The 23,155-nt window shown below is 70.6% G+C and carries 17 protein-coding genes and 3 pseudogenes; 8 read left to right on the top strand and 12 right to left on the bottom strand.

Translation table 11 applies throughout. From position 1 onward, the window contains the following. The first annotated feature begins 104 nt into the window (after nucleotides 1-104). Nucleotides 105-896 (top strand): hypothetical protein, encoded by a 792-nt coding sequence (locus VS93_RS01325; protein WP_046468183.1) that lies wholly within the window; start codon nucleotides 105-107, stop codon nucleotides 894-896. Between the two features lie 37 nt (nucleotides 897-933). On the opposite strand, the gene thyX is transcribed toward VS93_RS01325, so the two are convergent. From thyX to VS93_RS01310, 3 genes and pseudogenes are all read right to left on the bottom strand, one after another. Then, nucleotides 934-1,734 carry an FAD-dependent thymidylate synthase gene (gene thyX / locus VS93_RS01320; RefSeq protein WP_046468182.1) on the bottom strand — a complete coding sequence of 267 codons (801 nt, stop codon included), beginning with the start codon at nucleotides 1,732-1,734 and terminating at the stop codon, nucleotides 934-936. Between the two features lie 263 nt (nucleotides 1,735-1,997). Further along, the gene (locus tag VS93_RS01315) at nucleotides 1,998-2,825 is read right to left on the bottom strand and encodes an NAD-dependent epimerase/dehydratase family protein (protein WP_201776513.1); all 828 of its coding nucleotides are present in this window, start codon (nucleotides 2,823-2,825) and stop codon (nucleotides 1,998-2,000) included. 35 nt (nucleotides 2,826-2,860) lie between these two features. Beyond that, nucleotides 2,861-5,049 (bottom strand): annotated as a pseudogene (locus VS93_RS01310) (anthranilate synthase component I). A gap of 308 nt (nucleotides 5,050-5,357) precedes the next feature. Here VS93_RS01310 and VS93_RS01305 point away from each other — a divergent pair. Further along, the gene (locus VS93_RS01305) at nucleotides 5,358-7,739 is read left to right on the top strand and encodes a HelD family protein (RefSeq protein ID WP_046468181.1); all 2,382 of its coding nucleotides are present in this window, start codon (nucleotides 5,358-5,360) and stop codon (nucleotides 7,737-7,739) included. Between the two features lie 33 nt (nucleotides 7,740-7,772). On the opposite strand, the gene VS93_RS01300 is transcribed toward VS93_RS01305, so the two are convergent. Then, complete coding sequence (locus tag VS93_RS01300; protein ID WP_052745444.1) at nucleotides 7,773-8,162, bottom strand: DUF6928 family protein; 390 nt, start codon at nucleotides 8,160-8,162, stop codon at nucleotides 7,773-7,775. Between the two features lie 44 nt (nucleotides 8,163-8,206). Then, nucleotides 8,207-8,383, bottom strand: a pseudogene (locus tag VS93_RS33170) (DUF6928 family protein); the annotation flags it as partial. A 304-nt stretch (nucleotides 8,384-8,687) separates the two neighbouring features. Between VS93_RS33170 and VS93_RS01295 the strand changes: the two are divergent. Beyond that, the gene (locus VS93_RS01295) at nucleotides 8,688-9,755 is read left to right on the top strand and encodes an ArsO family NAD(P)H-dependent flavin-containing monooxygenase (protein WP_046468180.1); all 1,068 of its coding nucleotides are present in this window, start codon (nucleotides 8,688-8,690) and stop codon (nucleotides 9,753-9,755) included. 7 nt (nucleotides 9,756-9,762) lie between these two features. Here VS93_RS01295 and VS93_RS33165 read toward each other — a convergent pair whose 3' ends face one another. Further along, the gene (locus tag VS93_RS33165; RefSeq protein WP_046468179.1) at nucleotides 9,763-10,461 is read right to left on the bottom strand and encodes a GbsR/MarR family transcriptional regulator; all 699 of its coding nucleotides are present in this window, start codon (nucleotides 10,459-10,461) and stop codon (nucleotides 9,763-9,765) included. Between the two features lie 306 nt (nucleotides 10,462-10,767). On the opposite strand from VS93_RS33165, the gene VS93_RS32385 reads away from it, so the two are divergent. From VS93_RS32385 to VS93_RS01275, 4 genes are all read left to right on the top strand, one after another. Continuing rightward, nucleotides 10,768-11,688: an FAD-dependent oxidoreductase gene (locus VS93_RS32385; RefSeq protein ID WP_052745443.1), complete on the top strand. Its 921-nt coding sequence runs from the start codon at nucleotides 10,768-10,770 to the stop codon at nucleotides 11,686-11,688. After that, nucleotides 11,571-12,308 carry an FAD-dependent monooxygenase gene (locus tag VS93_RS32380; RefSeq protein WP_269082783.1) on the top strand — a complete coding sequence of 246 codons (738 nt, stop codon included), beginning with the start codon at nucleotides 11,571-11,573 and terminating at the stop codon, nucleotides 12,306-12,308. The genes VS93_RS32385 and VS93_RS32380 overlap by 118 nt, the downstream gene beginning before the upstream one ends. A 306-nt stretch (nucleotides 12,309-12,614) precedes the next feature. Continuing rightward, complete coding sequence (locus VS93_RS01280) at nucleotides 12,615-13,358, top strand: GntR family transcriptional regulator (RefSeq protein WP_046468178.1); 744 nt, start codon at nucleotides 12,615-12,617, stop codon at nucleotides 13,356-13,358. A 1-nt stretch (nucleotide 13,359) separates the two neighbouring features. Next, nucleotides 13,360-14,199 carry an urea carboxylase-associated family protein gene (locus tag VS93_RS01275; protein WP_046468177.1) on the top strand — a complete coding sequence of 280 codons (840 nt, stop codon included), beginning with the start codon at nucleotides 13,360-13,362 and terminating at the stop codon, nucleotides 14,197-14,199. A gap of 131 nt (nucleotides 14,200-14,330) precedes the next feature. Here VS93_RS01275 and VS93_RS01270 read toward each other — a convergent pair whose 3' ends face one another. The 6 genes from VS93_RS01270 to VS93_RS01245 form a co-directional block, all read right to left on the bottom strand. Beyond that, nucleotides 14,331-15,353 (bottom strand): sodium:calcium antiporter, encoded by a 1,023-nt coding sequence (locus tag VS93_RS01270; protein WP_046468176.1) that lies wholly within the window; start codon nucleotides 15,351-15,353, stop codon nucleotides 14,331-14,333. Nucleotides 15,354-15,533: 180 nt separating this feature from the next. Further along, nucleotides 15,534-16,610 carry an SRPBCC domain-containing protein gene (locus VS93_RS01265; protein ID WP_082126537.1) on the bottom strand — a complete coding sequence of 359 codons (1,077 nt, stop codon included), beginning with the start codon at nucleotides 16,608-16,610 and terminating at the stop codon, nucleotides 15,534-15,536. A 99-nt stretch (nucleotides 16,611-16,709) separates the two neighbouring features. Beyond that, nucleotides 16,710-17,336: a TetR/AcrR family transcriptional regulator gene (locus tag VS93_RS01260; RefSeq protein ID WP_046468175.1), complete on the bottom strand. Its 627-nt coding sequence runs from the start codon at nucleotides 17,334-17,336 to the stop codon at nucleotides 16,710-16,712. 49 nt (nucleotides 17,337-17,385) lie between these two features. Then, a complete protein-coding gene (locus VS93_RS01255; protein ID WP_046468261.1) occupies nucleotides 17,386-18,135 on the bottom strand; it encodes a hypothetical protein in 750 nt (249 codons plus the stop codon). A 283-nt stretch (nucleotides 18,136-18,418) separates the two neighbouring features. After that, entirely contained in the window at nucleotides 18,419-19,657 is a 1,239-nt protein-coding gene (locus tag VS93_RS01250) for an acyl-CoA dehydrogenase family protein (RefSeq protein WP_046468174.1), read from the bottom strand. 186 nt (nucleotides 19,658-19,843) lie between these two features. Beyond that, on the bottom strand, nucleotides 19,844-21,280 hold the full coding sequence (locus VS93_RS01245; protein ID WP_046468260.1) for a helix-turn-helix transcriptional regulator: 1,437 nt from the start codon (nucleotides 21,278-21,280) through the stop codon (nucleotides 19,844-19,846). 227 nt (nucleotides 21,281-21,507) lie between these two features. Between VS93_RS01245 and aceA the strand changes: the two are divergent. After that, nucleotides 21,508-22,793, top strand: a pseudogene (aceA, locus tag VS93_RS01240) (isocitrate lyase); the annotation flags it as partial. Nucleotides 22,794-23,155: the final 362 nt, after the last annotated feature.

Genomic DNA, 23,155 nt, shown 5'->3' with positions numbered 1-23,155 from the left:
GGCACCGGCTGACCGTGATAGGGGACACTGCGGACAGTCTGATCAGCTAAAGTCACCAGAAATTAACATGCGATTTTGCCCACCCGGAAGGCAAGGGGTCGGCTTTGCACGACTTTGTCACAGTCTGGCGACGGTCGACGACCGGTGAACTGTGCTGGCTGGCGCCCGATGGTCCCACCGGCATCCCGGTCGTCCCACTGGATTGGGACGGCACTCCGTGCGTCGCGCTGCCGCTCGCGCACCTGGACGCGGTCGACAGCATGGCGTCGCGGCGCGCGGCGCTCAGTGTCACCGGCGGCGAGCCCGGCCTGGTGGCCATCGGGCGCGTCGATGTCCACTTCGATCTGGGCGGTGAGCGTTTCGTGGAGCACCTGCTGGAGCAGGAGATCATCAAGCACCCGCCCACACGGTTGCGCGCCGACAGCCTGATGGCCCGCCGCGAGAACCGCTGGTGGCTCGCGCGCGTGCTGATCACCCTGACCGCGGTCGACGAGGTCCGCCCGCTGCCCGCCCGCTCCCCCGGCGGCGACGCCCTGCTGGTGCGCCCGGCGGGCACGGCCCCCCGCGTCGACCTCGTCACCGCTCCCTCGTGGCCCGGCGAGCACGAGGCGAACGTGGAGCTGTGGCGCCGCGACGGTGGCTCGCTGCTGGGCGAGGGGGAGGCCGCGTTCGCGTTCGGGCACCAGCACAGCCCCGACTTCGAACGCTGGGAGCGCTGGTACCGCGCCGGGACGGTGCGCGAGGAGACCCTGACGGTGCGCACCGGCGAGGGCGCCCCGGAGGAGGAGCCGGCCCCGTTCGGGTTCCTCGGCCGCTACCGCAACCACAAGGAAGTGGTGCGCGCCTGCCGCGCCGGCATCGCCGTGGCCGAGGCGCGGTCGGGCGGGGCCCGCTGAAAGCGGTCCGCCCGGCTCTCGGGCCGGGCGGTTCAGCTCACACCTTGCGCCACTTGGGGACCCAGGCGCCGTCCTCGGTGATCTCGTAGTCGCCGAACAGCGCGGGCGCCTCGGCGCGCACCGCCTCGCCGATCTTGGCGAACAGCAGCCGGATCTCCTCCTCGGCACCGGGGGCGGTGCGCGCCTCCAGGGTGTGCCGCAGTGTGCGGACGTTGGCGGTCCACACCAGCCCGGTGGCCAGGCCTTCGGGCGCGAAGCGGCGCATGAAGGAGGTCTTGTGCTTCTTCTCCGCGAACTTCACGCCCTCCTCGTCCAGGCCGAAGTGCTCGGTCATCCACTGCTGGAACCGCTCCATCTGGGCGAGCATCTCGGTGGAGCGCTTCATCAGCTCCGGGTCGTCCTTGGCCCAGTCCGGGAACCAGAACGGCAGGTCGGTGAGCCGGACGAAGCGCAGAGACTCCTGGGAGATCGCCACCCCGGGGCGATGCCGAATGAGCTCATGTGTCAGTACCCGGCTCACGTTGTGCAGAACGAAGCTGAAGCTGACGTGCTCCAGCACCGAACCGTGCATGCTGGCCAGGAGGTTGCTCAGGTACTGGTCCTGGTCGGTGCGGACCCGGGTCACGTTGGGGTTGAGGCCCGGCTCCCACGAGCGGTAGCAGAGCCGCCCGGCGAACTCGGCGAGGTTCTGCGGGTCGTTGAGTTCGGCGTCCATTTCCCCACGGTCCAGCCGCTCCAGCCAGCTCTGCCCGCCGACATCGGCGAGGTAGCGGGCGATCTCGTCGTAGTCCAGCTGCGGCCGCGCGACCAGGTGGACCTCGGGCTCGACACTCTTCACCGTGGCTTCTTCTCCCCCACATCCGGCGCCGCTCCCGCGCGCCGGTCTCATCGATCCGACATCGGGCCGGCCGTACCGCCGCTGCGGGCGTGCACGGTGTCCGGCGCGTGTCCGAACCTAGCACCCAGGGCCGACGGTACCGCCGACCCCGCTGGTGGGGCCTCCATTGCCGTCGCTTTCCGTGAACGGAGGCGCGACCGCCGGGGAGGCCCCGCTGAGATCCGGGGCGACCGGGAACCCGGGGCACGTTCCCGGCCACGACGCTAGTCGGGGAGGTGCGGGAGCACGGACTCCGGGGTCGCGTAGTCCCCGCCCTGCGGGCCTCCGTGCCAGAACGGGTCGTCGTCGGGAAACTGCGAGGCGAACTTCGCGGCGTCGTCGACCGGCCGGTAGCCGAGTTCGTTCTCGGCGACGGTCAGGTCCCAGAAGCGCCGGGCGTTGGCCGAGACCGCGTAGGCCACCACGTAACTCACGTTGGAGGCGGTCAGCGCGGCCTTGACGAAGCCTGCGCAGTCGCGCGGGCTGAGCCACGTGGCGAGGTGGCGGGTCTCGGTGGGCTCCTCCTCGAACGAGCCGGCGCGCAGAGCCACGACCTCCAGGCCGAAGGTGTCGGCGTACATCTGGCCGAGCGCCTCCACTGCCAGTTTGCTCACCCCGTACAGCCCGTCGGGCCGGGGCGGCTCGTCGGGGAAGACGTGGTGGTGAATGGGGTAGCTCCCCGTTACCCGGTTGCTGGAGAGCAGCACGACGCGTCGCACCTCCGAGCGCCGTGCCGCCTCCAAGACATTGAAGGTCCCCCGAACGTTGGCCTCAAGCAGCTCGTCGAAGGAAGCCTCGTCGGACATCCCCGCCAGGTGCACGACGGCGTCGGCCCGGTCGAACGCCTTGACCAGCGTGGCCAGGTCCGAAAGGTCGCCCTCCAGCGCGGTCTCGTCCTCGTCCTCCGCCGTGACGGGTTCGCGGTCGATGAGCACAAGGTGGTCGGCTTCCTCACGCAGTCCGGCGCGCACGGTGGGGCCCATGCGGCCCGCCACTCCGGTGATCACGACCCTGCCAAGATTCACATCCATGATCCGGAGCTTATGGGCCATTGGGCATTTGTTCACGCGACGCGCGAGGCGCCCGGCTACTTCGCGCGCGCCAGGCGCAGCACGTTGCCGATGATCCGCTCGCCGACAGCGGCTGTGAGAATGGACTCGGGATGGAACTGCACGCCCCACCGCCTGGCGCGGGGATCCTCGATCGCCATCACTACGGAGTCGGAGCCGTCGCCCACGGTGGCCGTCACCGCGTAGTTCTTCACCTGGGCGGGCGTCGTGTAGGTCGAGTGGTACCGGGCCGCGGTGAACCCGCCGAGGCCGGCCAGCAGTTCGCCGCCGTTGACCTGGACTTGTCCCGGCTTTCCGTGCACCGGCTCCCGGAGCGTGCACAGCTCACCGCCGGCGTGCTCGACCATCGCCTGCAGCCCCAGGCAGACTCCGAACACCGGGAGTCCCCGCCCGTCCAGGCGTCCAGCAGGGCGTTGGTGTCGAAATCGGCGGGCAGCCCGGGCCCCGGGGAAAGGACGACGAGGTCGGGGGCCAGCTCGTCCAGCAGCGCCGGGTCGAAACCGTGGCGGACGGTGGTGACATCGGCACCGTGCCGGCGGACGTAGTCGGCGAGGGTGTTCACGAAGGAGTCCTCGTGGTCGACCAGGAGCACCGTCATACCGGCCGCGGCGGCCTCCGGCTCCGCGGCGCCGGGGCCGGCCTCCGTCTCCCTGCCAGCCGCCTGCGGGCCGCCGTCCAGGGCGAGGGTCTCCAGGAGCGCGCGCGCCTTGAGGAACGTCTCGCGCTCTTCGGCGTCGGGGTCGGAGTCGTACAGCAGGGTGGCGCCGACCCGGACGGTGGCCACGCCGTCGCGGATGTGCGCGGTGCGCAGTGTCAAGCCGGTGTTCATCGAACCGTCGAAGCCGACGGCACCGACGGCACCTCCGTACCAGCGGCGCGGCGTGGTCTCGTGCTGCTCGATGAACCGCATGGCCCAGGTCTTGGGCGCGCCGGTGACGGTGACGGCCCACATGTGGGTGAGGAAGGCGTCCAGAGCGTCGAACTCGGGGCGGAGCGTGCCCTCGATGTGGTCGACCGTGTGGATCAGCCTGCTGTACATCTCGATCTGCCGGCGGCCGATGACGCGGACGCTGCCCGGCTCGCACACCCGGGACTTGTCGTTGCGGTCGACGTCGGTGCACATCGTCAGTTCGGACTCCTCCTTGACGGAGGAGAGCAGCGTGCGGATGTTCTCGGCGTCGCCGAGGGCGTCCGCACCGCGGCGGATGGTGCCGGAGATCGGGCAGGTCTCCACCCGCTGCCCGCGGCCCGGCTCCCCGGTGACCCGGACGAACATCTCCGGCGAGGCCCCCACCAGGTACTCCCCTTCGCCGAGGTTGAAGAAGAACTCGTAGGGGGCGGGGTTGCGCTCGCGCAGGTGCTCGTAGAACCGGGCCGGGGAGTCGCAGGCGCCGTAGGTGCGGTGGCCGGGCACCACCTCGAACAGGTCGCCCCGGACGAACCTCTTCTTGGCTTCGGCGACGATCCGCGCATACGAGCCGGGCTCGGGCTGCGCTGGGGTCTCGGCGGCCACGACGGCCGGGGTGGGATCGGTCCGGCGCGCCAGTCCGTCGGTCGCGGCACCCTCCCGGTCGCCGGTGAACGACGCGGGGACGGTGAAGTCGTAGGTGTAGCGGAGGCAGGTCTCGCGCTTGCGGTCGCGTACCACGATCGCGTCGGGCAGGTGCAGCACGAGGTCGCGGTCCTCCGGGGCGCGTTCCAGGACCTGCTCGATCGGTTCGAACTGGAACGCGAGGTCGTAGCCGAAGGCCCCGTACAGACCGAGGTGCGGGTCGGCGTCGGAGGAGAACAGCGCGACGATGGAGCGCAGCACGGAGAAGACGCTCGGCCGGCGGCTGCGCTGCTCCTCGGTGAAGAACCCCCCGGGCTCGGGGACGGTGACCTCCGCGGTGCCGCCGGCGGCGGTCGCCTCGCCGTGCTCGCCCAGCGCATGGGCGATGACGGGCGTCAGGACGCGCCCCCGGTCGTTCAGGGCGGTCGCGGTGACACGGCGCCCGCGTGCGGCCACTTCGAGGCAGGGGTCCACGTAGCCGAGGTGCCAGCGGCTGTAGCGGCCCGGATACTCCATCCCGGAGGACAGCACCCCGCCGCGGCGGTGCTCGACGTCGCGGACCAGCTCGGTGAGGACGTCGGGGGTGCAGGGTGTCGCGGTGCGGCGAATATCGAGGCCGCCACCGGTGCGGTAGGAGGTGGAGTTCGCGTCCAAGGCCGATCCTTTTCGCGCTGGGTCTTCGGGCGCCGCACCGGACCGTGGCCGGAAAAGGACCGAAGGCCGCCGGTACGGGCGGCCGCTGGTCAGGGAATGCGAACCTTGAGCGCCGCCTAGGAGCGGCGCCACCACTGACGAGTCGTCGGCTCGGTTCGCATGGGAAGGAGTGTAGCGCCTCGCGCCGGCTGTTCGGTAGGGCGCGCCCTACGCCAGCGGCCCTGGCTGGACTCGGAGGCGAGTGCTAAGCTACATGGCTACTTGTGGACACAATACACCCATATTAGAGCACATAAGAAAGGTACCACGTGTCGGAGCAGTGTCAAGCCGGATCGGAGCACGCCCGCGGTTCCGCCCTCGATGAGGAGCAGTCCTACGTGTCGCGACTGTACGCGCGGCTGGACACCCTGCGCGAGGGCACGCACGATGCTCTCCGGAGTGCCTACGCCCAGGGCGGCGGCGGAGGCTACGCCGCCCGGACAGAACGCGAAGCGCAGGTCGGAGAGCGCGCCGGCCGCCTAGCGCAGCTCTCGGCCGTGGAGAACAGGCTGTGCTTCGGCCGGATCGACCACGAGGGCGTCGACGGCGTCGGCGGGGAGACCCTCTACATCGGGCGCATCGGCCTGCGCGACGAGGACCACGAGCCGATGCTGATCGACTGGCGCGCGCCGGCGGCGCGCCCCTTCTATGTGGCCACCCCCTCATCGCCGTGCGGCCTGACGCGCCGCCGCCACATCCACACCCGCGACCGGACCGTCGTCGATCTCGACGACGAGGTGTTCGACCTGGAAGGGCTCACCGACTCCGACCGCCGCACCCTGGTCGGCGAAGCCGCCCTACTGGCCACGCTGCGCCAGGAACGCACCGGCCGTATGGGCGACATCGTGGCCACCATCCAGTCGGAGCAGGACCGGGTGATCCGCTCCGAGCTTCCGGGCGCGCTGGTGGTGCAGGGCGGCCCCGGAACAGGGAAGACCGTCGCGGCGCTGCACCGTGCCGCTTACCTGCTGTACACGCACCGGACGACGCTGGAACGCCGCGGCGTGCTCGTGGTCGGCCCCAACGCCGTGTTCCTGCGCTACATCGGGCAGGTGCTGCCGTCGCTCGGCGAGACCGACGTGGTGCTGACGACCATCGGCGAACTGCACCCGGGAGTCCGCGCAGCAGCGGTCGACCCCCCGAAGGCGGCCGCCGTCAAAGGGGCGCTGCGGATGGCGGAGCTCGTCGAGGCGGCCGTCGCCGATCGGCAGCGGCTGCCCGAGGGCGACCTGGTGGTCGAGGCCGAGGGGACGGTCCTGCGGGTGGACCGCCGTACGTGCGCCCACATCCGCGGGCGCGCCCGGGACCTGGGCCTGCCGCACAACAAGGCCCGCAAGCTCTTCGTCAACGAGATGCTGTGGGAGCTGGCACGCGCCCAGGACGCCCAGCTGGAGCAGTCGGTGCGCGAGGTCGAGGAGACCGAGGGCCTGCTGGAGGAGTCCGGGCTGCCGGAGCTGGAGAATCCCGAGGCGAAGCTGCGCACCGAGGAGGACACGGCCTACGCGCGCCGGATCCTGTGGACCGAGCCCGCGGTCCGGGCGGCGCTGGACCGGCTGTGGCCCCTGCTCACCCCCGAAAGACTCATCGGCGAGCTGCTGAGTGATCCCGCGCTGCTGGAGTCGGCGGTCGAGGGGGCCGCGCCGCTCCTCGGCGAGGAGGCGTTCGCCCCGCACGAGTGGCGTCCGCTGCTGCGCTCTCCGGACGCGCCGTGGACGGTGGGCGATGTCCCGCTGCTCGACGAGGCGGCCGAGCTGCTCGGTGAGGACGACAGCGAAGAGCGGGCGCGCGAACGCCGGGCCGCGGAGCGGCGCCGGGAGGAGGAACGCTACGTCCAGGGCGTCCTGGAGTACACCGGGCTGTTCGAGACCGGGATGATGGACGCGGCGGGCCTGGCCGAGCGCCACCGCGACCCCGGCCCCGCCGCGACAACGGCCGACCTGGCCGCGGCCGATCGCACCTGGGCCTACGGGCACGTGATCGTGGACGAGGCCCAGGAGCTGTCGGAGATGGCCTGGCGCGCGGTGATGCGCCGTGTTCCGACCAGGTCGCTGACGGTCGTGGGCGACCTCGCCCAGACCGGGAACGCCGCGGGGGCGCGCTCCTGGAGCGGGATGCTGGAACGCTACGTCCGCGACCGGCTGCGCGAGGAGCGCCTGCTGGTCAACTACCGGACACCGGTCCAGATCATGGAGGTCGCCGCCGATGTGCTCGAAGCGATCGCACCGGACCAGGAGCCCCCCGAGTCGGTGCGGGACGGCGACACGCCGCCCCGCGCGGTGCGGCTGCCCCGCGGCGACCTGGCCACCGGGCTTCCCGCGCTGGTGCGATCGGAGCTGGAGGCGATCGGCGAGGGGCGCCTCGCGGTGATCGCTCCCGAGGCCAGGCACACCGAGATCGCCGGGCTGCTTCCCGAGGCCGCGGCCGCGGCGACACCGGAGGTCCTGGACCGCCCCTCCTGCGTCCTCACCCCCACCCAGTCCAAGGGCCTGGAGTTCGACGCGGTGGTCGTCGTCGACCCCTCGGGCATGCTCGACGCCTCCCCCACCGGAGGCCACGACCTCTACGTGGCGATCACACGCGCCACCCGCAGGCTCGCGGTCGCCTACGAGGAGAAGCTGCCGGCGGTGCTCGGCCGGCTGGCCGGCGGCTGAGGAGGGGACGGTGCGCCGGATACCGGACCGGGGTCACACGACCGAGAACCCGGCGAGGGTCACCTCGAAGGGGTCGAACCGCGGATCGGCGCCGCGGGCCCCCTCCTGGACGAAGCCGAAGAGGGCGGCCAGCGCGGCCTCCCCGAACTCCAGCGGATGGAAGGGAACCTCGGGAAGGCCGTCGTCGTACTCGCCCTCCCAGTAGGGAAGCTCGAACGCGAGTGGCTGACCGTCCTCCGCCGCTCCGTGCTCGACGGACGCGGCGGCCCATCGGCGGAGCTGCCCGTCCTCCCACAGACCGACCTCGACGGTGTCGACGACACTGTGCATGACGTGCAGGTAGGTCCGCCTGTAGGGCCCCTGCCAGGGGCACTTCTCCGGGTAGTCCGGGTGGCCGGCCCCCGCCCCTCCAAAAGTTCCCACGCGCAGACGATCTCCAGCCCGTCGAACGCACCGGCGTAGACGGCGTCCCGCGGGATCACCGCCTCGATCAGGGGGAGGTCGCCCAGCCGCTTGCCCACCCTGCCGGGCAGCAGCCGCTCGGCCGCGCGCCGGGCGGAGCCGGGTTCGGCGACCAGCCCTTCACGAAGGATCTCCCGCGGGTCCACGTCGGCGGACGCGACGATCGCGTTCTTGGCTCCCATAGCGGTTCCCTGCCTTTTTCGTCTCGGTGTCCTCCGAAGAGGCAGATCGCCGCGATGGTAGCGGCCGCTTGTGACAGTGTGGCCGGCCGAGCTCGGGCGGAACGCGCCACGTCGGCCTCCCGCACCGCCCGGCGAGAAGACCGCGGCGCCCGCCGTCCGCGCCCCGCGGAAAGGCCTCCGGCGAGGATGGCCGACGGCCTTCCCCGCCGTTCGCCCTACAGCGGGCCGGATGGTGACATCAAGAGATGCTGATACGTTTCAGGGGGCCGCCATGGAGATGTCCCCCGACCGGTGAGGAGACGCGGTGACCAAGAGCCGGACGCTCGACGTCGTGGTGATCGGCGGCGGTCAGGCGGGCCTGGCCGCCGGGTACTTCCTGCGCCGCGCGGGCGTGGATTTCGTCATCCTCGATCGGGAAGAGCACCCCGGAGGGGCGTGGCAGCACTTCTGGGAGTCCCTGCGGACGTTCTCCCCTGCCGCGCACAGCATGCTGCCGGGCTGGTGGATGCCCGACCAGGAGGGTGAGCCGTTCCCCACCGCCGATCACGTGGTCGGCTACCTCACCGCCTACGAGCAGCGCTACGGACTGCCGCTGCGGCGTCCGGTACGCGTCCGCGAAGTGCGCGCGGACGGGCCCGCCCTTGCGGTCGTGACCGATGCCGGAACCTGGCGCGCCCGGCACGTGGTCAGCGCGACGGGGACCTGGCGGGCGCCGCACGTCCCGCACTACCCGGGCCGGGAGCTGTTCGCCGGGCGAGAGCTGCACACGGTCGGCTACCGCAAGCCAGCGGAGTTCGCGGGGGCGCGGGTGCTGGTCGTGGGGGGCGGGAACTCGGCGGCGCAGATCCTGGCCGAGGTGTCGCAGTGGGCGGAGACCGCCTGGGCCGCCCGGCGCCCGCCGCGCTTCCTGCCCGACCACGTCGACGGCCGCGCGCTCTTCGACATCGCGACCCGGCGGCATCTCGCCCGCGAGGGGAGCGTGGACGGCAGCGGCGGCATCGCGGCGCTCGGCGACATCGTGCTGACGCCGAGCGTGCGCGCCGCCCGCGACCACGGCGCGCTGCGGGCCCGGCCGATGTTCGACCGCCTCACGGCGCGGGGAGCCGAATGGACGGACGGACGCGCCGAGGGGTTCGACGCCGTCATCTGGTGCACCGGGTTCCGGCCGGTGCTGGACCACCTGGCCCCTCTCGGGCTGCGCGGGGACGGCGGCCGCATGGCCGTGGACGGCAACCGGGCCGCTGAGGAGCCCAGGCTGCGCCTCCTCGGCTACGGCGACTGGACCGGATTCGCCTCGGCGACCCTGATCGGCGCGGGACGCACGGCGAAGGGCGCGGTCGCCGAGATCGTGGCGGATCTGCGCGGCCGCTGAGCGCGGATCACCGTCCGGGCGCGGGGGAGGAGCGGCGGACTCGATGCCTGCGGACCCGGCGGATCGTGCCGCGGACCAACTGGAAGAAGTGGCTCATCTCGGCCAGTCGCGCTCCCGCCGATGTGTCGGCGCCGACGATCCGCACGCCTTCGCGGGCCTCGTTCTCCCATGGGGCGAACAGCGCCTCCCGCCGGGCGAAGACGGCGCTCCAGTCGCCCGCGAAGCGGTAGGTCTCGCGCCGGTTTCCGGGAATGCGGTCCCGGCGCACCAGGGAGAACGTTTCGAGGTAGCGCACCGCTTTGGAGATGGCGGCCGGGCTCGCCGACAGGCGCTCGCCCAGTTGCCGCGCCGTGAGGCTGCCGGACTCGGTCACCAGCAGGAACGCGAGCACGCGGGCCGGCATCCGGGCCATTCCGGTGGCGGTCATCGAGCGGGCGAACCGCTCCGCGTACCGGCGCACTTCACCGTCGTCGGGCGGGGCAGACGGTTCCGGTTCCCCTGCGGCGGAGCGCCGAGCGCGCCGCCGGGTGGCGCGCTGGGCGTCGGCCGCCCGGTAGGCGGAGCGCCCGCCGTTGCGGGCCACCTCACGGCTGATGGTCGAGGTCGGGCGGCCCAGGCGCCGGGCGATCTCGGCGTATCCCAGTCCGGCGGCCAGGCCGGTACCGATGTGTTCCCTGTCCCTCGGGGTCAGCCTCGCTCCCGGCATCGCTCCCCTTCGCCCTCTCTGTGACTCTGTTGCAATGAATATATTAGTGGACAAATCTCATTGCAACAATGAGGAACAAGAGCATCCCCGCGGGCGCTCCGGAGGCGATGGGCGCAGCGGAGGAGGAACCTTGCTGATCTCTCGGAAAAGCTTAGTACGAACAGGAAGAGCCACATAGGCAAGTACCGGATCCAGCCCCCGCTCCCCTCACCTCGCTCGCGGCCGACGCCGCATTGTTCACGCTCGGCCGCCGGCGAAGAGGCAGTTCCGTTTACAGATAAGGAAACTTCACCTACCTTCTCGTTCATGGACTCCACCCTTGGCACGCTCCCGCCCGCCCCCGTCGCGATCGTGGGCGGCGGCCCTGTCGGGCTCTCCTTGGCGCTCGGGTTGGCCCGCCAGGGGATGCGCTCGATTCTCCTGGAGCGGAAGGCGGCGACCAGTGACCGCTCCAAGGCTCCGGCGATCCACCTGCGCAGCCGGGAGATCTTCCGGCAGTGGGATACCGAGCAGCCGCTCCTCGACGCCGGTGTGCTGGTCCGGTCGCTACCGCTCTACCGCGCGGCCACCGGCCGGCGCCCTTTGCTGTCCTTCGAGTTCTCCGAACTCGAAACCGAGGCCGACCGCCCCGGCATCCTGTTCCTGGAGCAGGGGCGGACCGAGAGGGTGCTGCTGGAGGCGGTTCGCGAGACCGGCCTGTGCGACCTCCGTTTCGACTCGGAGGTCGTGAGGCTGGTTCCCGGAGACGGCGGCGTGCGACTGACCGTCCGGGAGGAAGGGGCGCAGCGCGTGCTCGACGCCGAGTTCGCCGTCGGCTGCGACGGAGGGGGCAGCTTTGTCCGCAAGGCGCTCGGCCTGCCCTTCGAGGGGGTGACGCTACCGGTGCGGGCCACGCTGGCCGACATACACGTGACGGACGGGCGCGACTCGCTCCCCTGGCCCAGGACATCGAACGACCGGTCCACCATCACCTCGACCCAGCGCCTGGCGCCCCGGCACTGGCGGATCGTCCGCCTCGAAGCCGACGACCCGAGGCAGGACGGCGATGTCTCCGAGGAGGAGGTGCACCGCAGCGCCGCCGAGTCCTGGGAGAGGGGTCAGCGCAGGTGCTGTGGGCGAGCCGGTTCCGGTTCCAGCGGCGCACGAGTCCGCGCTTCCGTGTCGGCCGCGTGCTGCTCGCCGGAGACGCCGCGCACATCTTCCCGCCGGCCATGGGCCAGGGCATGAACACGGGGATCCAGGACGCGCACAACCTCGCCTGGAAGCTGGCCCACGCCGTGCGCGGCGGGGACCTCGAACGCCTGCTCGCCTCCTACGATGTGGAGCGCCGCGACGCTGTGGGGCGCGTGTCGCGCTACGTCAACCGGTTCGCCCGGATGGGGGTCCAGGCTCCCCGGTTCGTCCGCGAGGGGATGATCCAGCTGATGCGCCTGGGCCAGGCTCTGCCCCGCAGCCGCCGGAGATCCCTGCGGAATATGGCGATGATCGACCGTGGTTACGGTGCGTCTCCCCTCTTGTCCCCCACCGAGCGCTCCTCGGGGAGGCGGCTGCCGAACCCGGCGCTGCGCTCCTCCGGCGGCCCGGAGGTCCGGCTGTACGACCTGCTACCGAACCGGCCGGTTCTGCTCGACATCGCCCACGAGCGCCGGTTCAGCGCCGATCCGCCCGTCAAGGACACCCTCAGGATCGGCCCGGGAGCCCACCAGGACCCCACCGGAGCGCTGCGCGGCCTGCTGGGTGGCGAGGACGGCTACATCCTGGTCCGGCCCGACCTGCACATCGCCTGGGCGCGCCGCGGTCCGGACGGGCTCGCCGAGGCCGCCCGACACGCCCTCGGCTACCCCTGATTCCGGGGGCAGAAGCGGCCCGGCCTCCGGTACCCGCGGCCCCCTCCCCGATCCGGGGAGACGAGCGCCAGGGCACCGTCCGGTACTCCTGCCCGGCCGGAGAGGCCGTCCGGCTGCACCGGCAGCGCCGCGGAGCGAGTGGCGCTGGGCCGCTCCACCGGCGAAACGAGAAGCCTGATTGTTCAACAATATTTCCATGATCTTCGCGCACGCCTCCCTGGAAAAATCGATATCGCGTATTCACCACGGCAATCAGCCCGTACCCCCCTATTGATTGTTGAACAGAACAGAGACTAGCGTGTACGCATGACGCAAGACGGAAGCGAACCCGCGGAGGCGTTGAGCGCGACGGACCGGGTGGTCGACGTGCTCCGGGGACGCATCCTGGAGGGGACTCTGTCGCCGGGCGCAGCTCTGCGTGAGACCTCGGTCGCCACCGAACTGGACGTCTCGCGCAACACTCTGCGCGAGGCGCTGCGGCTGCTGACGTCCGAAGGACTGGTGACCCAGGCGCCGAACAAAGGGGCATCCGTCAAGGCCTTCACCGCTTCGGAGGTGCGCGACATCTACCGGACCCGGCGGGTCCTCGAAGTGCAGGCTGCCACGGAGAGTGCCGTGGCCGACGAGAGCCGTTTCACCGCCATGGAGACGGCGGTGGCCGCGAAGGAGCGTGCCGAGCAGGCGCGGCTGTGGCGCGAGGCCGGTACGGCGAGTCTGCGGTTCCACCAGGCACTGATCGCGGTCCTGGGCAGCTGCCGGCTCAACGAGTTCTTTCGGACCCTGCTCGCCCAACTGCGGTTGGCGTGGGCGGAGTCCTGTGACGAGGAACGGTTCCAGCGGGGCTGGGCCGCCCGTGATCGGGAGCTGTTCGAGCTGCTGCGGCAGGGGCTCCGGGCGCAGAGCGTCGGCGTGCTTCTGCTCTATCTGGAGGATTCCGAACGGCAGGTACTCGACGGGCTCCGTCGAGCGCGTGCCGCCCCGCATCAAGCACGCACTGAGACAGGGGCGCACGGCGTCGCCCCCCTTGAGCACACACCACGTGGAGAGTGAGATGGGTTCAGCAACGACTTCGTACCGGCCGAAGGCCAGCAGCGTCATCGATGTTGGCAAGGACTTCTACGACCGGCTCGCCGAGAACACCGGCAGCAGGGATCTCGTCGAACGGTTCGTGCTCCCGATCCGGTCCGGCCGCGCCTGGGAGGTGCCCGCCGGTCACCTGTGCCGGGTGCTCACCCCGGAAGGGCCTCAGTGCGGGGACTTCAACGTCTGGAACCGCCACAATCCCCGGGAGCGCCTGTGGGCCTCGCGCACCCGCCAACTCCAGGGCGCGCATGTGACCCGCTACGACCGGTTGTGGTCGACCCTGCCGTATTTGCGCCCGTTGCTGACGATCACGAACGACTCCCTGGAGTGGTACGGGGTGGACGAGGACGGCGCCCGGGTACACGACCTGCTCGGCTCGCGGTGCGATCCCTACGTCAACCGCATCCTCACCGGTGAGGACTTCGACTTCCACTGCCACTCGAACCTGGTCCGGGCCGTGCTGCCCTACGGCCTCACCGAGTTCGACGTGCACGACGTGCTGAACATCTTCACGGTCACCGGCCTCGACGACGAGGACAGGTACTACATGAAGCCGTCGCCCGCCAGCTCCGGCGACTTCTTCGAGTTCTTCGCCGAGCAGGACCTGCTGTGCGCGCTGTCGACCTGCCCGGCGGGCGACCTCTCGGTCCCGTTCTGGGGCCCCGAGGCCCGCGACCCCGTCGAGGTGTGCCGGCCGCTCGCCGTGGAGGTCTACCGCCCCTCCCCCGAACTGACCGGCGGCTGGAGCACACCGCCCCGTGCCTCATACCAGGGTCTGCACGGCATCACGCTGCCCGTGTGGTCCTGAAACGGGCGGTCGAACGGCACGCTGATGCCCTTACCGCCCTTGCGCGGGGGCGGGCAGGCGGACGGCGTCCACGCCGCGGCCCGCGACCAAACGGGGAACATGGAGGCTGCCTGTCACTGCTGGCCCTTCCGTCATCCGATGGTGGCCAAAAAGGCGATGCCGGTGAGGTAGAACGCGAAGATCGCGATGCCCTCGAACCCGATCCCCCTGCGCTGACGGCGGATGAGCCCGGCGGTGACGAGCAGGTTGAGGACCACTCCGATCCCGACGAAAAGCAGGACCTCCCGGTTCATGGCACCGTAGAGGGAGCCGTGGCGGTATGCGGCGTCGGAGGCGGACAGGAACAGCACGTCAAACCCGTTTCCACCGACGATGTCGCCGATCGCCAGGTGGAGTGCGCGGATGCGGACCGCGTAGAGCACGGTGACCAGTTCGGGGGTGGAGGTGATGACACCGGTGATGACGGCACCGACGAAACCGCTGGACAGCCCGGTCTGGTTCGCCAGGGAGAGTCCGGATTCCCCGACGACGTAGCCGGTGGTCGCGATCAGCGCCGCCAGGCCGGCGAACTTCAGCCACATGGACGCCATGGATTCCCGGGACCCTTCCGCCTCGGGTTCGGGCTGGTCGGGCTGGGTCCACCGGGTGCGCTCCACCTTCCACATCGGGTGCGCGCCCACATGGCGGGAGAGCCGCAGCCAGTACCAGTAGAGGAAGAGGAGCACCGCGGAGGCCGGGTGCAGGCCGAACACGGTGACCTGCGGCCCGGCGCCGGCGATCAGCACGGTCCCGAGCATGATGCACAACCCGACCGGGGCGAGCAGGTTCGGGAGGGACGCTGCGGCGTGTTCGAGGTTGGCGCGCCGGTAGAACGCGTCCGCCAGCGCGATGAACACGGTCTGGGCCGCGATGCCGCCGAGCGCGTTGGTCATCGCGAACGTCGGCTCCCCCTGCGCCGCTCCGTTGACACTGGTGATCAGTCCAGGCAGGGAGGTGACCGCGCCGATGAGCAGAAAACCGGCCAGGGTCTCGCCGAGCCCGGTGCGGTCGGCGAGCCGGTCGACGAGCCGGGTGAACGGCCCGCCTCCGGACACCAGGACCATCGCGGCGAGGCCCATGACGGCGGCGCTCCACCACAGCGGCCAGTCCTGCATCGTGCTCCCTCCGTCGCGGTTCGCCCGGGAGACCGCGAAGGCGCCGCTACCCGCGCGGGCGGGTCCTAGCACGGAACCGATCGGTGCACGAACCATGTGTGAGGCACCGTGCCTTACTCGCGCGGCCCTCGGCGGGAACGCCCCGCCGAGGGCCTTCGCGTCCGGTCCGCGGCCGCCCGCTCAGCGCGCGGCGAGGGAGGCCTCGTAGTGCGCGCGCAGCTCCCGGGTCCGTCCCTCGGGCCACGGGCAGACGTCCTCGCCCCGCAGACTCCGGGCGAACAGTTCGAGGTGCGTGTGCCACGCGGCGAGAGCGGTGAGGAGCTCATCCGCCGCTTCGCCGGGCAGTGTCTGGGTCAGCACGACGCGCGCACCGCCGGGACCTTCCCGGAGTTCCCAGCGGACCCGGCCGGCGGGCCCGTCCTCCGCTCCCCAGGCGCACTCCAGCATGCCCGGCGCCTCGACCGCCGTGACCGCGCCGGCCGGCACGTAGCCGTTGGTCATCGCGAGGGGAGGCGGCCCGCCGACCACGGGCTCCCCCGCGGCGGTGCCGCCGCTCGCCGCGTCCTCCTGGCCGGCCAGCGCCCGCCACACCTCATCGACCCCGTGCCCCATGAGCTGCCGTTCGAAGCGCACGGTCCACCCGTCGGCGCCCGGCTGCGCGGTCCCCTCGTCCAGGCCGAAACTTCGCATGTACTCCTCGAACAGTTCGACATAGCGAGCCGGGTCCTCGTCCGACTCGGCGGGTCCGCCGCCCAGCAGCGCCGCCAGGACGTCGAGGCAGCCCTGCCAGCCGGCCGCGAAGCTGGCCGCGCCGGCGCGGTCCTCGACCACGTCGGTGAAGACCAGCAGACAGCCCTCCGGGGCGGGGGTCAGTTCGAACCGGAGGGTCTCGTCCTTGAGCCAGTCCAGTCCCGCACCGGCCGCGGGCATGAAGAACTCCAGGAGCCGGGGCGGGTCGAGCGCGGTGACCGTGCCGTCGGGTTGCGCCCACGCCTCCTCGGGGAAGCTCCAGCGGACCTTCCCGCCGACCTCCAGTTCGATCTCGACCCGTCCGGGCATCCACTGGGACAGCTGCTCGGTCTCGGTGATGGCGTACCAGACCTTCTCCACCGGGTGGCGCAGCTGCGTTCGAAGCGCAGGTGGCCACGGCCGTCCTCCGCGGTGCGCATCGTCGCGTACGGCTTCATAGCTGATCGCCCCTCTCCTCCGGGTCCCGCCGCCGATCCGGTTCGGCGGCACCTTGGACGCAACCGCCACATCCTCAGTATTCCACTACAGAAATATAGCCAGCAAGGCATGTAAACGGAACGGCCTGGGCGCAGTGCGACGAGAACGGACCGGCGGCGGGAACCGCGCTCAGGCGGAGAGCGCGTTCCGGTGCCCTGTGATGGCCCCGACGACGGCATCGGCCAGATCCTCGATGACCTCGTCGGCGCCGACCTCCGGATGCTCCAGCCACCACTCCCCGGCCGCCTGGACCATGCCGACGACGGCGTGCGCCACGAGCTGCGCGCGGACCGGCTCCTCGATGTAGCCCTCGTCGATCAGCGTGTCGGCCAGTTCCTCGCCCAGGCGGCGCACCACCAGGCTGAGGTCGCCGCGGGTCCGCGGATCCTCGGCGGTGGCCCGGTCCATCAGGAACCGGTAAAGGTTGAGGTTGCGGCCGATCATCTGCAGGTAGGCCCCGACCGTGGCGCGGGCCCGCCGCTTCAGGCCGTCTCCCGCGTGCAGCTCGGACCGGACGCGTTCGATCAGCGGGTCGACGTGGCGTTCCGCGAGCGCCCGGTACAGCCCGCTCTTGTCCCCGAAGTGGCGGTAGAGGATCGGCTTGCTGATTCCGGCCTCGGCTGCGATGGCCGACATCGAGGTCTCCGGGCCGTCCCTCTGGATGACCGCATCGGCGGCGTCGAGGATGGTCCGCCGCCGTTCAGGGTTGCGGCGGCGGGGAACGGGCTGGGGTTGCGGTGCGGGTTCGGTGGCCACACTGCCAAACGGTAGCGCGCGGCGGACGAATCCGCTCGCACGCTGGGGCTCACCGCTGGATCATGATCCAGGTCGCCCGCGCGGCGGCGAGCACCGCGCCGTCGGCGCCGTAGAGCGTGCTGGCGGTGAACGCCTTGCGGCCCGTGGTCCCGGTCAGTCTGCCTACGATCACGTGCAGGCGCTCGATCACCGGGGTCCGCCAGACAGCGGCCGACATCCGGCCCAGCACCATGGGGCGCCCGCTGACATCGCTGGACCACCCTCCGGGGCAGTCCAGGGCCGCCCACACGATCTCCTCCGGAACCGTGTCCCGCCCTTCGGGGGCCAGGGAGGCGTGCGGGCGCCACACACAGGCGACCGTGTCCTCCTCGCCCTTTCCCACACCGTCCGCCACGGGACCGGCGAACAGCCGCAGCCCGTCCCCCGGATCGCGACCGGTACCGCAGGTGAAACAGGTCGGGAACGGATGCCCGCTCCATCCGCGGAACCGCCGCTGGGCTTCCTCCGCCCGATCGATCGGGACCGGGTCGACGATCTCGTCCGGTTCCGGCGCCGGCACCGCCTCGGCCACCAGGTCGCCACCGTCCAGCAGCCGCAGTTGCGTGTCGACCGCCTGTTCCACCTTCAGCGGCCTGTCCAGCGGCGGTGGCATGCGCAGGGTTACCTGGGCCGCCTTCGCGCCCAGACAGCGAGCCAGCAGTCCACTGATGTAGCCGCCGTTGGCGGAGGCGGAGGGTCCGTTGAAGCGGGATGCGACGGTCAGCTCGGTGGGGGCTCCGTTGCCCGGGGCACTGCTCATGTGGACCACACTAGGCGGCTTTCCCCGCGGAGTGCCGGGCCCCGCCGTGTCCGCGGCCGCCCGGCACTCCGCCGCTGCCTCTTCGGACCGGTCCGCGACACGGAAGGCGTCGGCGAGTTCATTGCGGGCGCTGAGGGTGGAGGTGCGGTCGGCCCCCACGCGCCGCTCGCGCTCCGCAACGGCCTCTTTTGCAGGGCGGCGGCGCAGTCGGACCCGCCTGCCTGGCGGTCATGCGGCGCAAAGGGCGCTCGCCCCTCGAGATCCGATTCCGCCCGCGGAAACGTCACCTCACCGGCAGGCCGGTGACGGCGCGGCCGATGATCAGACGCTGGATCTCGCTGGCCCCCTCGAAGATGGTGAAGATGGTGGCGTCGCGGTGCCAGCGCTCGACGGGGTACTCCCGGGTGTAGCCGTTGCCCCCGAGAAGGCGGATGGCCTCCTGGGTGACCCAGGTCGCGGTCTCGCTGGCGTAGAGCTTGCTCATCGATCCCTCGGCCTGGGTGAAGTCCTTGTCGTTGCGTGCCATCCAGGCGGCGCGCCAGACGAGCAGGCGGGCGGCCTCGATCCGGGTGGCCATGTCGGCGAGGGTGAAGGCGACCGCCTGGTTGTCACCGATCGGCCGGCCGAACTGCTCTCGCTGGACGGAGTAGTCGCGGGCGTACTCGTAGGCCGCGCGGGCGCAGCCGACGGCCATGGCGCCGACGCTGGGGCGCGACCGCTCGAAGGTCTTCATCGCCGCCTGGACTCCGGAGCTGCGCCCCTCACGCGCCCGGGCGAGCCGTTCGTCCAGCTTCTCCTTGCCGCCCACCAGGCAGCGGCCGGGCACCCGGACGTCGTCCAGGACGACCTCGGCGGTGTGCGAGGCGCGGATCCCGTGCTTGGCGAACTTCTGCCCCTGGGACAGGCCAGGGGTCTCCGGCGGCACGATGAAACTGGCCTGGCCGCGCGAGCCCAGTTCGGGGTCGACGGAGGCGACCACGACATGCACGTCGGCGATCCCGCCATTGGTGGCCCAGGTCTTGGTGCCGTTGAGCACCCACTCGTCCGCGGCCTCGTCGTAGACCGCGCGGGTGCGGATGGCGCTGACGTCGCTGCCCGCGTCGGGTTCGGAGGAGCAGAATGCGCCGAGCTTGATGTCGTCGGAGCTGCCGAACATCTGCGGCACCCACTCGAAGAGCTGCTCCTGGGTTCCGTTCGCGGCCACGGAGACCGCGGCCAGCGCGGTTCCGGTGATGGACAGCGCGATGCCGGGGTCGCCCCAGTAGAGCTCTTCGAAGGCCACCGGGATGCCCAGGCCGCTGGGTTCGAGCCACTGGTTGGCGAAGAAGTCCAGCGAGTACAGCTCGATCTTGGCGGCCTCCCGCAGGATGGGCCACGGGGTCTCCTCGCGCTCGTCCCACTCGGCGGCGGCCGGGCGGATGACGTCGCGGGCGAACCCGTGCGCCCAGTCCCGGACATCTCGGATGTCCTCGCTCAGTTCGAGGCTGAAACCGGAGGGGGGCTCTGCAGAGCCGTCGCTCATGTGCGTACTTCCTTCGGTGGGCTCTCAGCGGCGCTTCGAGGGGCGGTGGTCCCGGTTCGCCTGGGGTGGGGCGGCGAACCGACATCCGGTATGTTACCAACGGTAACAGTGGGGGGATTCGTCCCGCAATCGGACCGGTCGCCCTTCTCGGAGCGTTCGCCGTGGTCACGTGGAGTCCGCATATCGCTACTCCCCCTCGTACCTCTCCAGGAAGGTGTACACGTCGGTCTCGTCCACACCCGGGAACGTCCCCGAGGGCAGCGCCGACAGCACGTGGGAGTGCGCGCGGGCCGACGGCCACACTTGGCCCTCCCAACGGGCCGCGAGCTCCGCGGGAGGGCGCACGCAGCACTCACCCGTGGGGCAGTTGGACTTGGTCCGGTTGGTGGTCTCGCGTCCGCGGAACCAGCGCGACTCCTTGTACGGCACCCCCAGCGTGATCGCGAAGTTGCGCTCCCGGCTGGGGTCCACGTGCGCCACGCACCAGTGGGTGCCATTGGGCTTGTCGGTGTACTGGTAGTAGATCGAATAGCGGTCCGGGGAGGCGAAGACCTGACGCCCCGACCAGTACCGGCACATCCGCTGGCCCTCGATGGCTCCGGTGTCGTCAGTGGGGAACACGAGGCCGTCGTTCTCGTAGGCCTTGTAGATGATCCCGGTCTCGTCGTTGCGGATGAAGTGGCAGACCAGGTCGAGGTGCCGGTAGGCGAGGTTGGTGAACCGGTGCGCGGCCATCTCGTAGGACACGGAGTAGACATCGCGCAGGTCCTCCACCGATATGTCCCGCGCCTTCTTGGCGTCCTGGAGGTAGGGCACCGCGGTGGACTGCGGGATCAGCACGGCAGCGGCGAAGTAGTTCGCCTCGACGCGCTGGCGCAGGAAGTCGGCGTAGTCGCGCGGCTGGCCGTGGCCGAGTACGAAATGGCCCAGCGTCTGCAGCAGGATCGTGCGCGGGCTGTGCATGCCCAGCGACTCGCGCTTGAGGAAGAGCCGCCCGTTGCGGGTATCGGTCACCGAGCGCACCGAGCGGGGCAGGTCCTGCACGTAGCGCAGGGTGAACCCGTGGTGGGTGACGATCGAGAGGATCTGGCCCTGGGACAGCGCCCCGCCGGTGTAGCCCACCGCGTCGAGGGTCTCCTGCGCGGCCTTCTCGATGTGCTCGAAGTAGTTGCCGCGCTCGCGCATCTGCTGCCGCAGCTCGGCGTTGGCCCGCCGGGCCTCCTCTGGAGTGGCGGTCGGCTTGGCGGTGCGCCGCTTCAGTTCGTCGTAGAGGCCGACGATGTGCTCCAACACATCGTTGGGCACGCGCTTGCCGACCTTCAGGTGGGGCAGGCTGAGCGCCTGGTAGACGGGATCGCGCTGGGCCTCCTCCACCTGGATCTCCAGTTGCGCGCGGCGGCTGGGCGGCTGGCGCGACAGCAGGTCCTCGACCGAGACGCCGAGCGCCTTGGAGAGTGAGGTGAGCAGGGAGAGCTTCGGCTCGCGCTTGCCGTTCTCCAGCAGTGACAGCTGCGACGGCGCCCGGCCTACCCGTTCGCCCAGGTCAGAGAGGGTCAACCCGCGTGTGCGACGCAGGTGGCGGAGTCTCTGGCCAAAGGTGACGAGATCCAGGTCACCCGGCAAAGACGGCATTTCTTCAGTCCCAAAGTACGCCATGCGTTCATCATAAGGAAAGAATCAAAGATCTTCACCTCGTCACAGCTAGAAAAACCCTGGAACTTTGACAAGAATCGTAGTTACCGGCGGGGAACAAACCACCGGGGCGCTCCGGCATCCCATGGTGCGGGCTCTCCAGTCGGCGAACTTTCAGGGGACGAACTTCGAAGGCGGGAAGAGACCATGAGCATCAGGCTCGCCAGCAGGAAGCCGCAGCGGCGCTCCAACGAGAGTGGGAGACCAATCCGCGTTGGGCCGGCATTGAGCGCACCTACTCCGCCGAAGACGTGATCCGGCTGCGCGGCTCGGTCGCCGAGGAGTACACGCTGGCCAAGCAGGGCGCCGAGCGTCTGTGGAAGCTGCTGCACAGCGAGGACTACGTCAACTCGCTCGGCGCTCTCACCGGTAACCAGGCGGTCCAGCAGGTCCGCGCCGGCCTCAAGGCCATCTACCTCTCTGGCTGGCAGGTCGCGGCCGACGCCAACCAGGCCGGCCACACCTACCCCGACCAGAGCCTGTACCCGGCCAACTCGGTCCCGCAGGTGGTCCGCCGGATCAACAACGCCCTGCTTCGCGCCGACCAGATCACCTGGTCCGAGGGCGACGAGGACGCCCCTCACTGGCTGGCACCGATCGTCGCCGACGCCGAGGCCGGTTTTGGGGGCGTGCTCAACGCCTTCGAACTGATGAAGGGCATGATCGCGGCCGGGGCCGCGGGTGTGCACTGGGAGGATCAGCTCGCCTCCGAGAAGAAGTGCGGCCACCTGGGCGGCAAGGTCCTCATCCCCACCAGCCAGCACGTCAAGACGCTGAACGCGGCGCGGCTGGCCGCCGATGTCGCCGGTGTTCCCTCACTGGTCATCGCGCGTACCGACGCCAGGCAGCCACGCTCATCACCAGTGACGTCGACGAGCAGGACAGCCCGTTCATCACCGGTGAGCGCACCTCCGAAGGTTTCTACCGGGTCCGCAACGGCCTTGAGGCCTGCGTCGCCCGGGGACTCGCCTACGCTCCGCACTCCGACCTGCTGTGGATGGAGACCTCCACGCCGGACCTGGAGGTGGCGCGCCAGTTCGCCGAGCGGATCAAGGACCAGCACCCCGACCAGATGCTGGCCTACAACTGCTCGCCGTCGTTCAACTGGAAGCGGCATCTGGACGACTCCACCATCGCCAAGTTCCAGCGCGAACTCGGCCACATGGGCTACAAGTTCCAGTTCATCACCCTGGCCGGGTTCCACTCGCTGAACCACTCGATGTTCGACCTGGCCAAGGGCTACGCAGAGGGCGGGATGAGCGCCTACGTCGAACTGCAGGAGGCCGAGTTCGCCGCCGAGGAGCAGGGCTACACCGCCACTCGGCACCAGCGCGAGGTCGGCACCGGCTACTTCGACCTGGTCAGCACGGCGATCTCGCCGGACGCCTCCACGACCGCCCTCACCGGTTCCACCGAAGAGGACCAGTTCTCAGCGGCTCACTGACAGGCTGGTCCCTCTCCCTAAGGCGGCCCACCCCGCTTTCGTGGCTGGGGCGGGGCGGGCCGCCGTCCCTGCCGCCGGTCTCGCGGAACCCGTGTCACTCGCGAGACCGGCGGCCTTTTTGCGCCCATAGCACCGAAAAGCGCGCACTGCGCCTTTTCGCGGCGATCATCCGGTTTTTCGGACAAGAGCACCCGAAACCCCCGGTTGGTGGATTGGTCTTGGCCGACAATCCGCCGACCGGGCTTTCTGCGTTCGGGTGGAGCCGAACAACCGCAGCCGCGGCCAACACTCCGCGAGAAAGGCCGCGCTCATATACCGCCAAATAGGATGTTTCACTCCCTTCCAAGCGGATTTTGTCGAGC

The sequence above is a fragment of the Allosalinactinospora lopnorensis genome (assembly GCF_000981225.1).
Lineage (GTDB): Bacteria > Actinomycetota > Actinomycetes > Streptosporangiales > Streptosporangiaceae > Allosalinactinospora > Allosalinactinospora lopnorensis.
Note: the sequence above shows the minus strand (reverse complement) of the source record. Positions and strands in the feature narration are given on the sequence as shown.

Bases quoted from the DNA above. Each gene is read 5' to 3' on its own strand.
- VS93_RS01315 (WP_201776513.1), bottom strand. From the start codon at position 2,825: ATGGCCCATAAGCTCCGGATCATGGATGTGAATCTTGGCAGGGTCGTG.
- VS93_RS33165 (WP_046468179.1), bottom strand. From the start codon at position 10,461: ATGCCGGGAGCGAGGCTGACCCCGAGGGACAGGGAACACATCGGTACC.
- VS93_RS32385 (WP_052745443.1), top strand. From the start codon at position 10,768: ATGGACTCCACCCTTGGCACGCTCCCGCCCGCCCCCGTCGCGATCGTG.
- VS93_RS01280 (WP_046468178.1), top strand. From the start codon at position 12,615: ATGACGCAAGACGGAAGCGAACCCGCGGAGGCGTTGAGCGCGACGGAC.
- VS93_RS01275 (WP_046468177.1), top strand. From the start codon at position 13,360: ATGGGTTCAGCAACGACTTCGTACCGGCCGAAGGCCAGCAGCGTCATC.
- VS93_RS01270 (WP_046468176.1), bottom strand. From the start codon at position 15,353: ATGCAGGACTGGCCGCTGTGGTGGAGCGCCGCCGTCATGGGCCTCGCC.
- VS93_RS01255 (WP_046468261.1), bottom strand. From the start codon at position 18,135: ATGAGCAGTGCCCCGGGCAACGGAGCCCCCACCGAGCTGACCGTCGCA.
- VS93_RS01250 (WP_046468174.1), bottom strand. From the start codon at position 19,657: ATGAGCGACGGCTCTGCAGAGCCCCCCTCCGGTTTCAGCCTCGAACTG.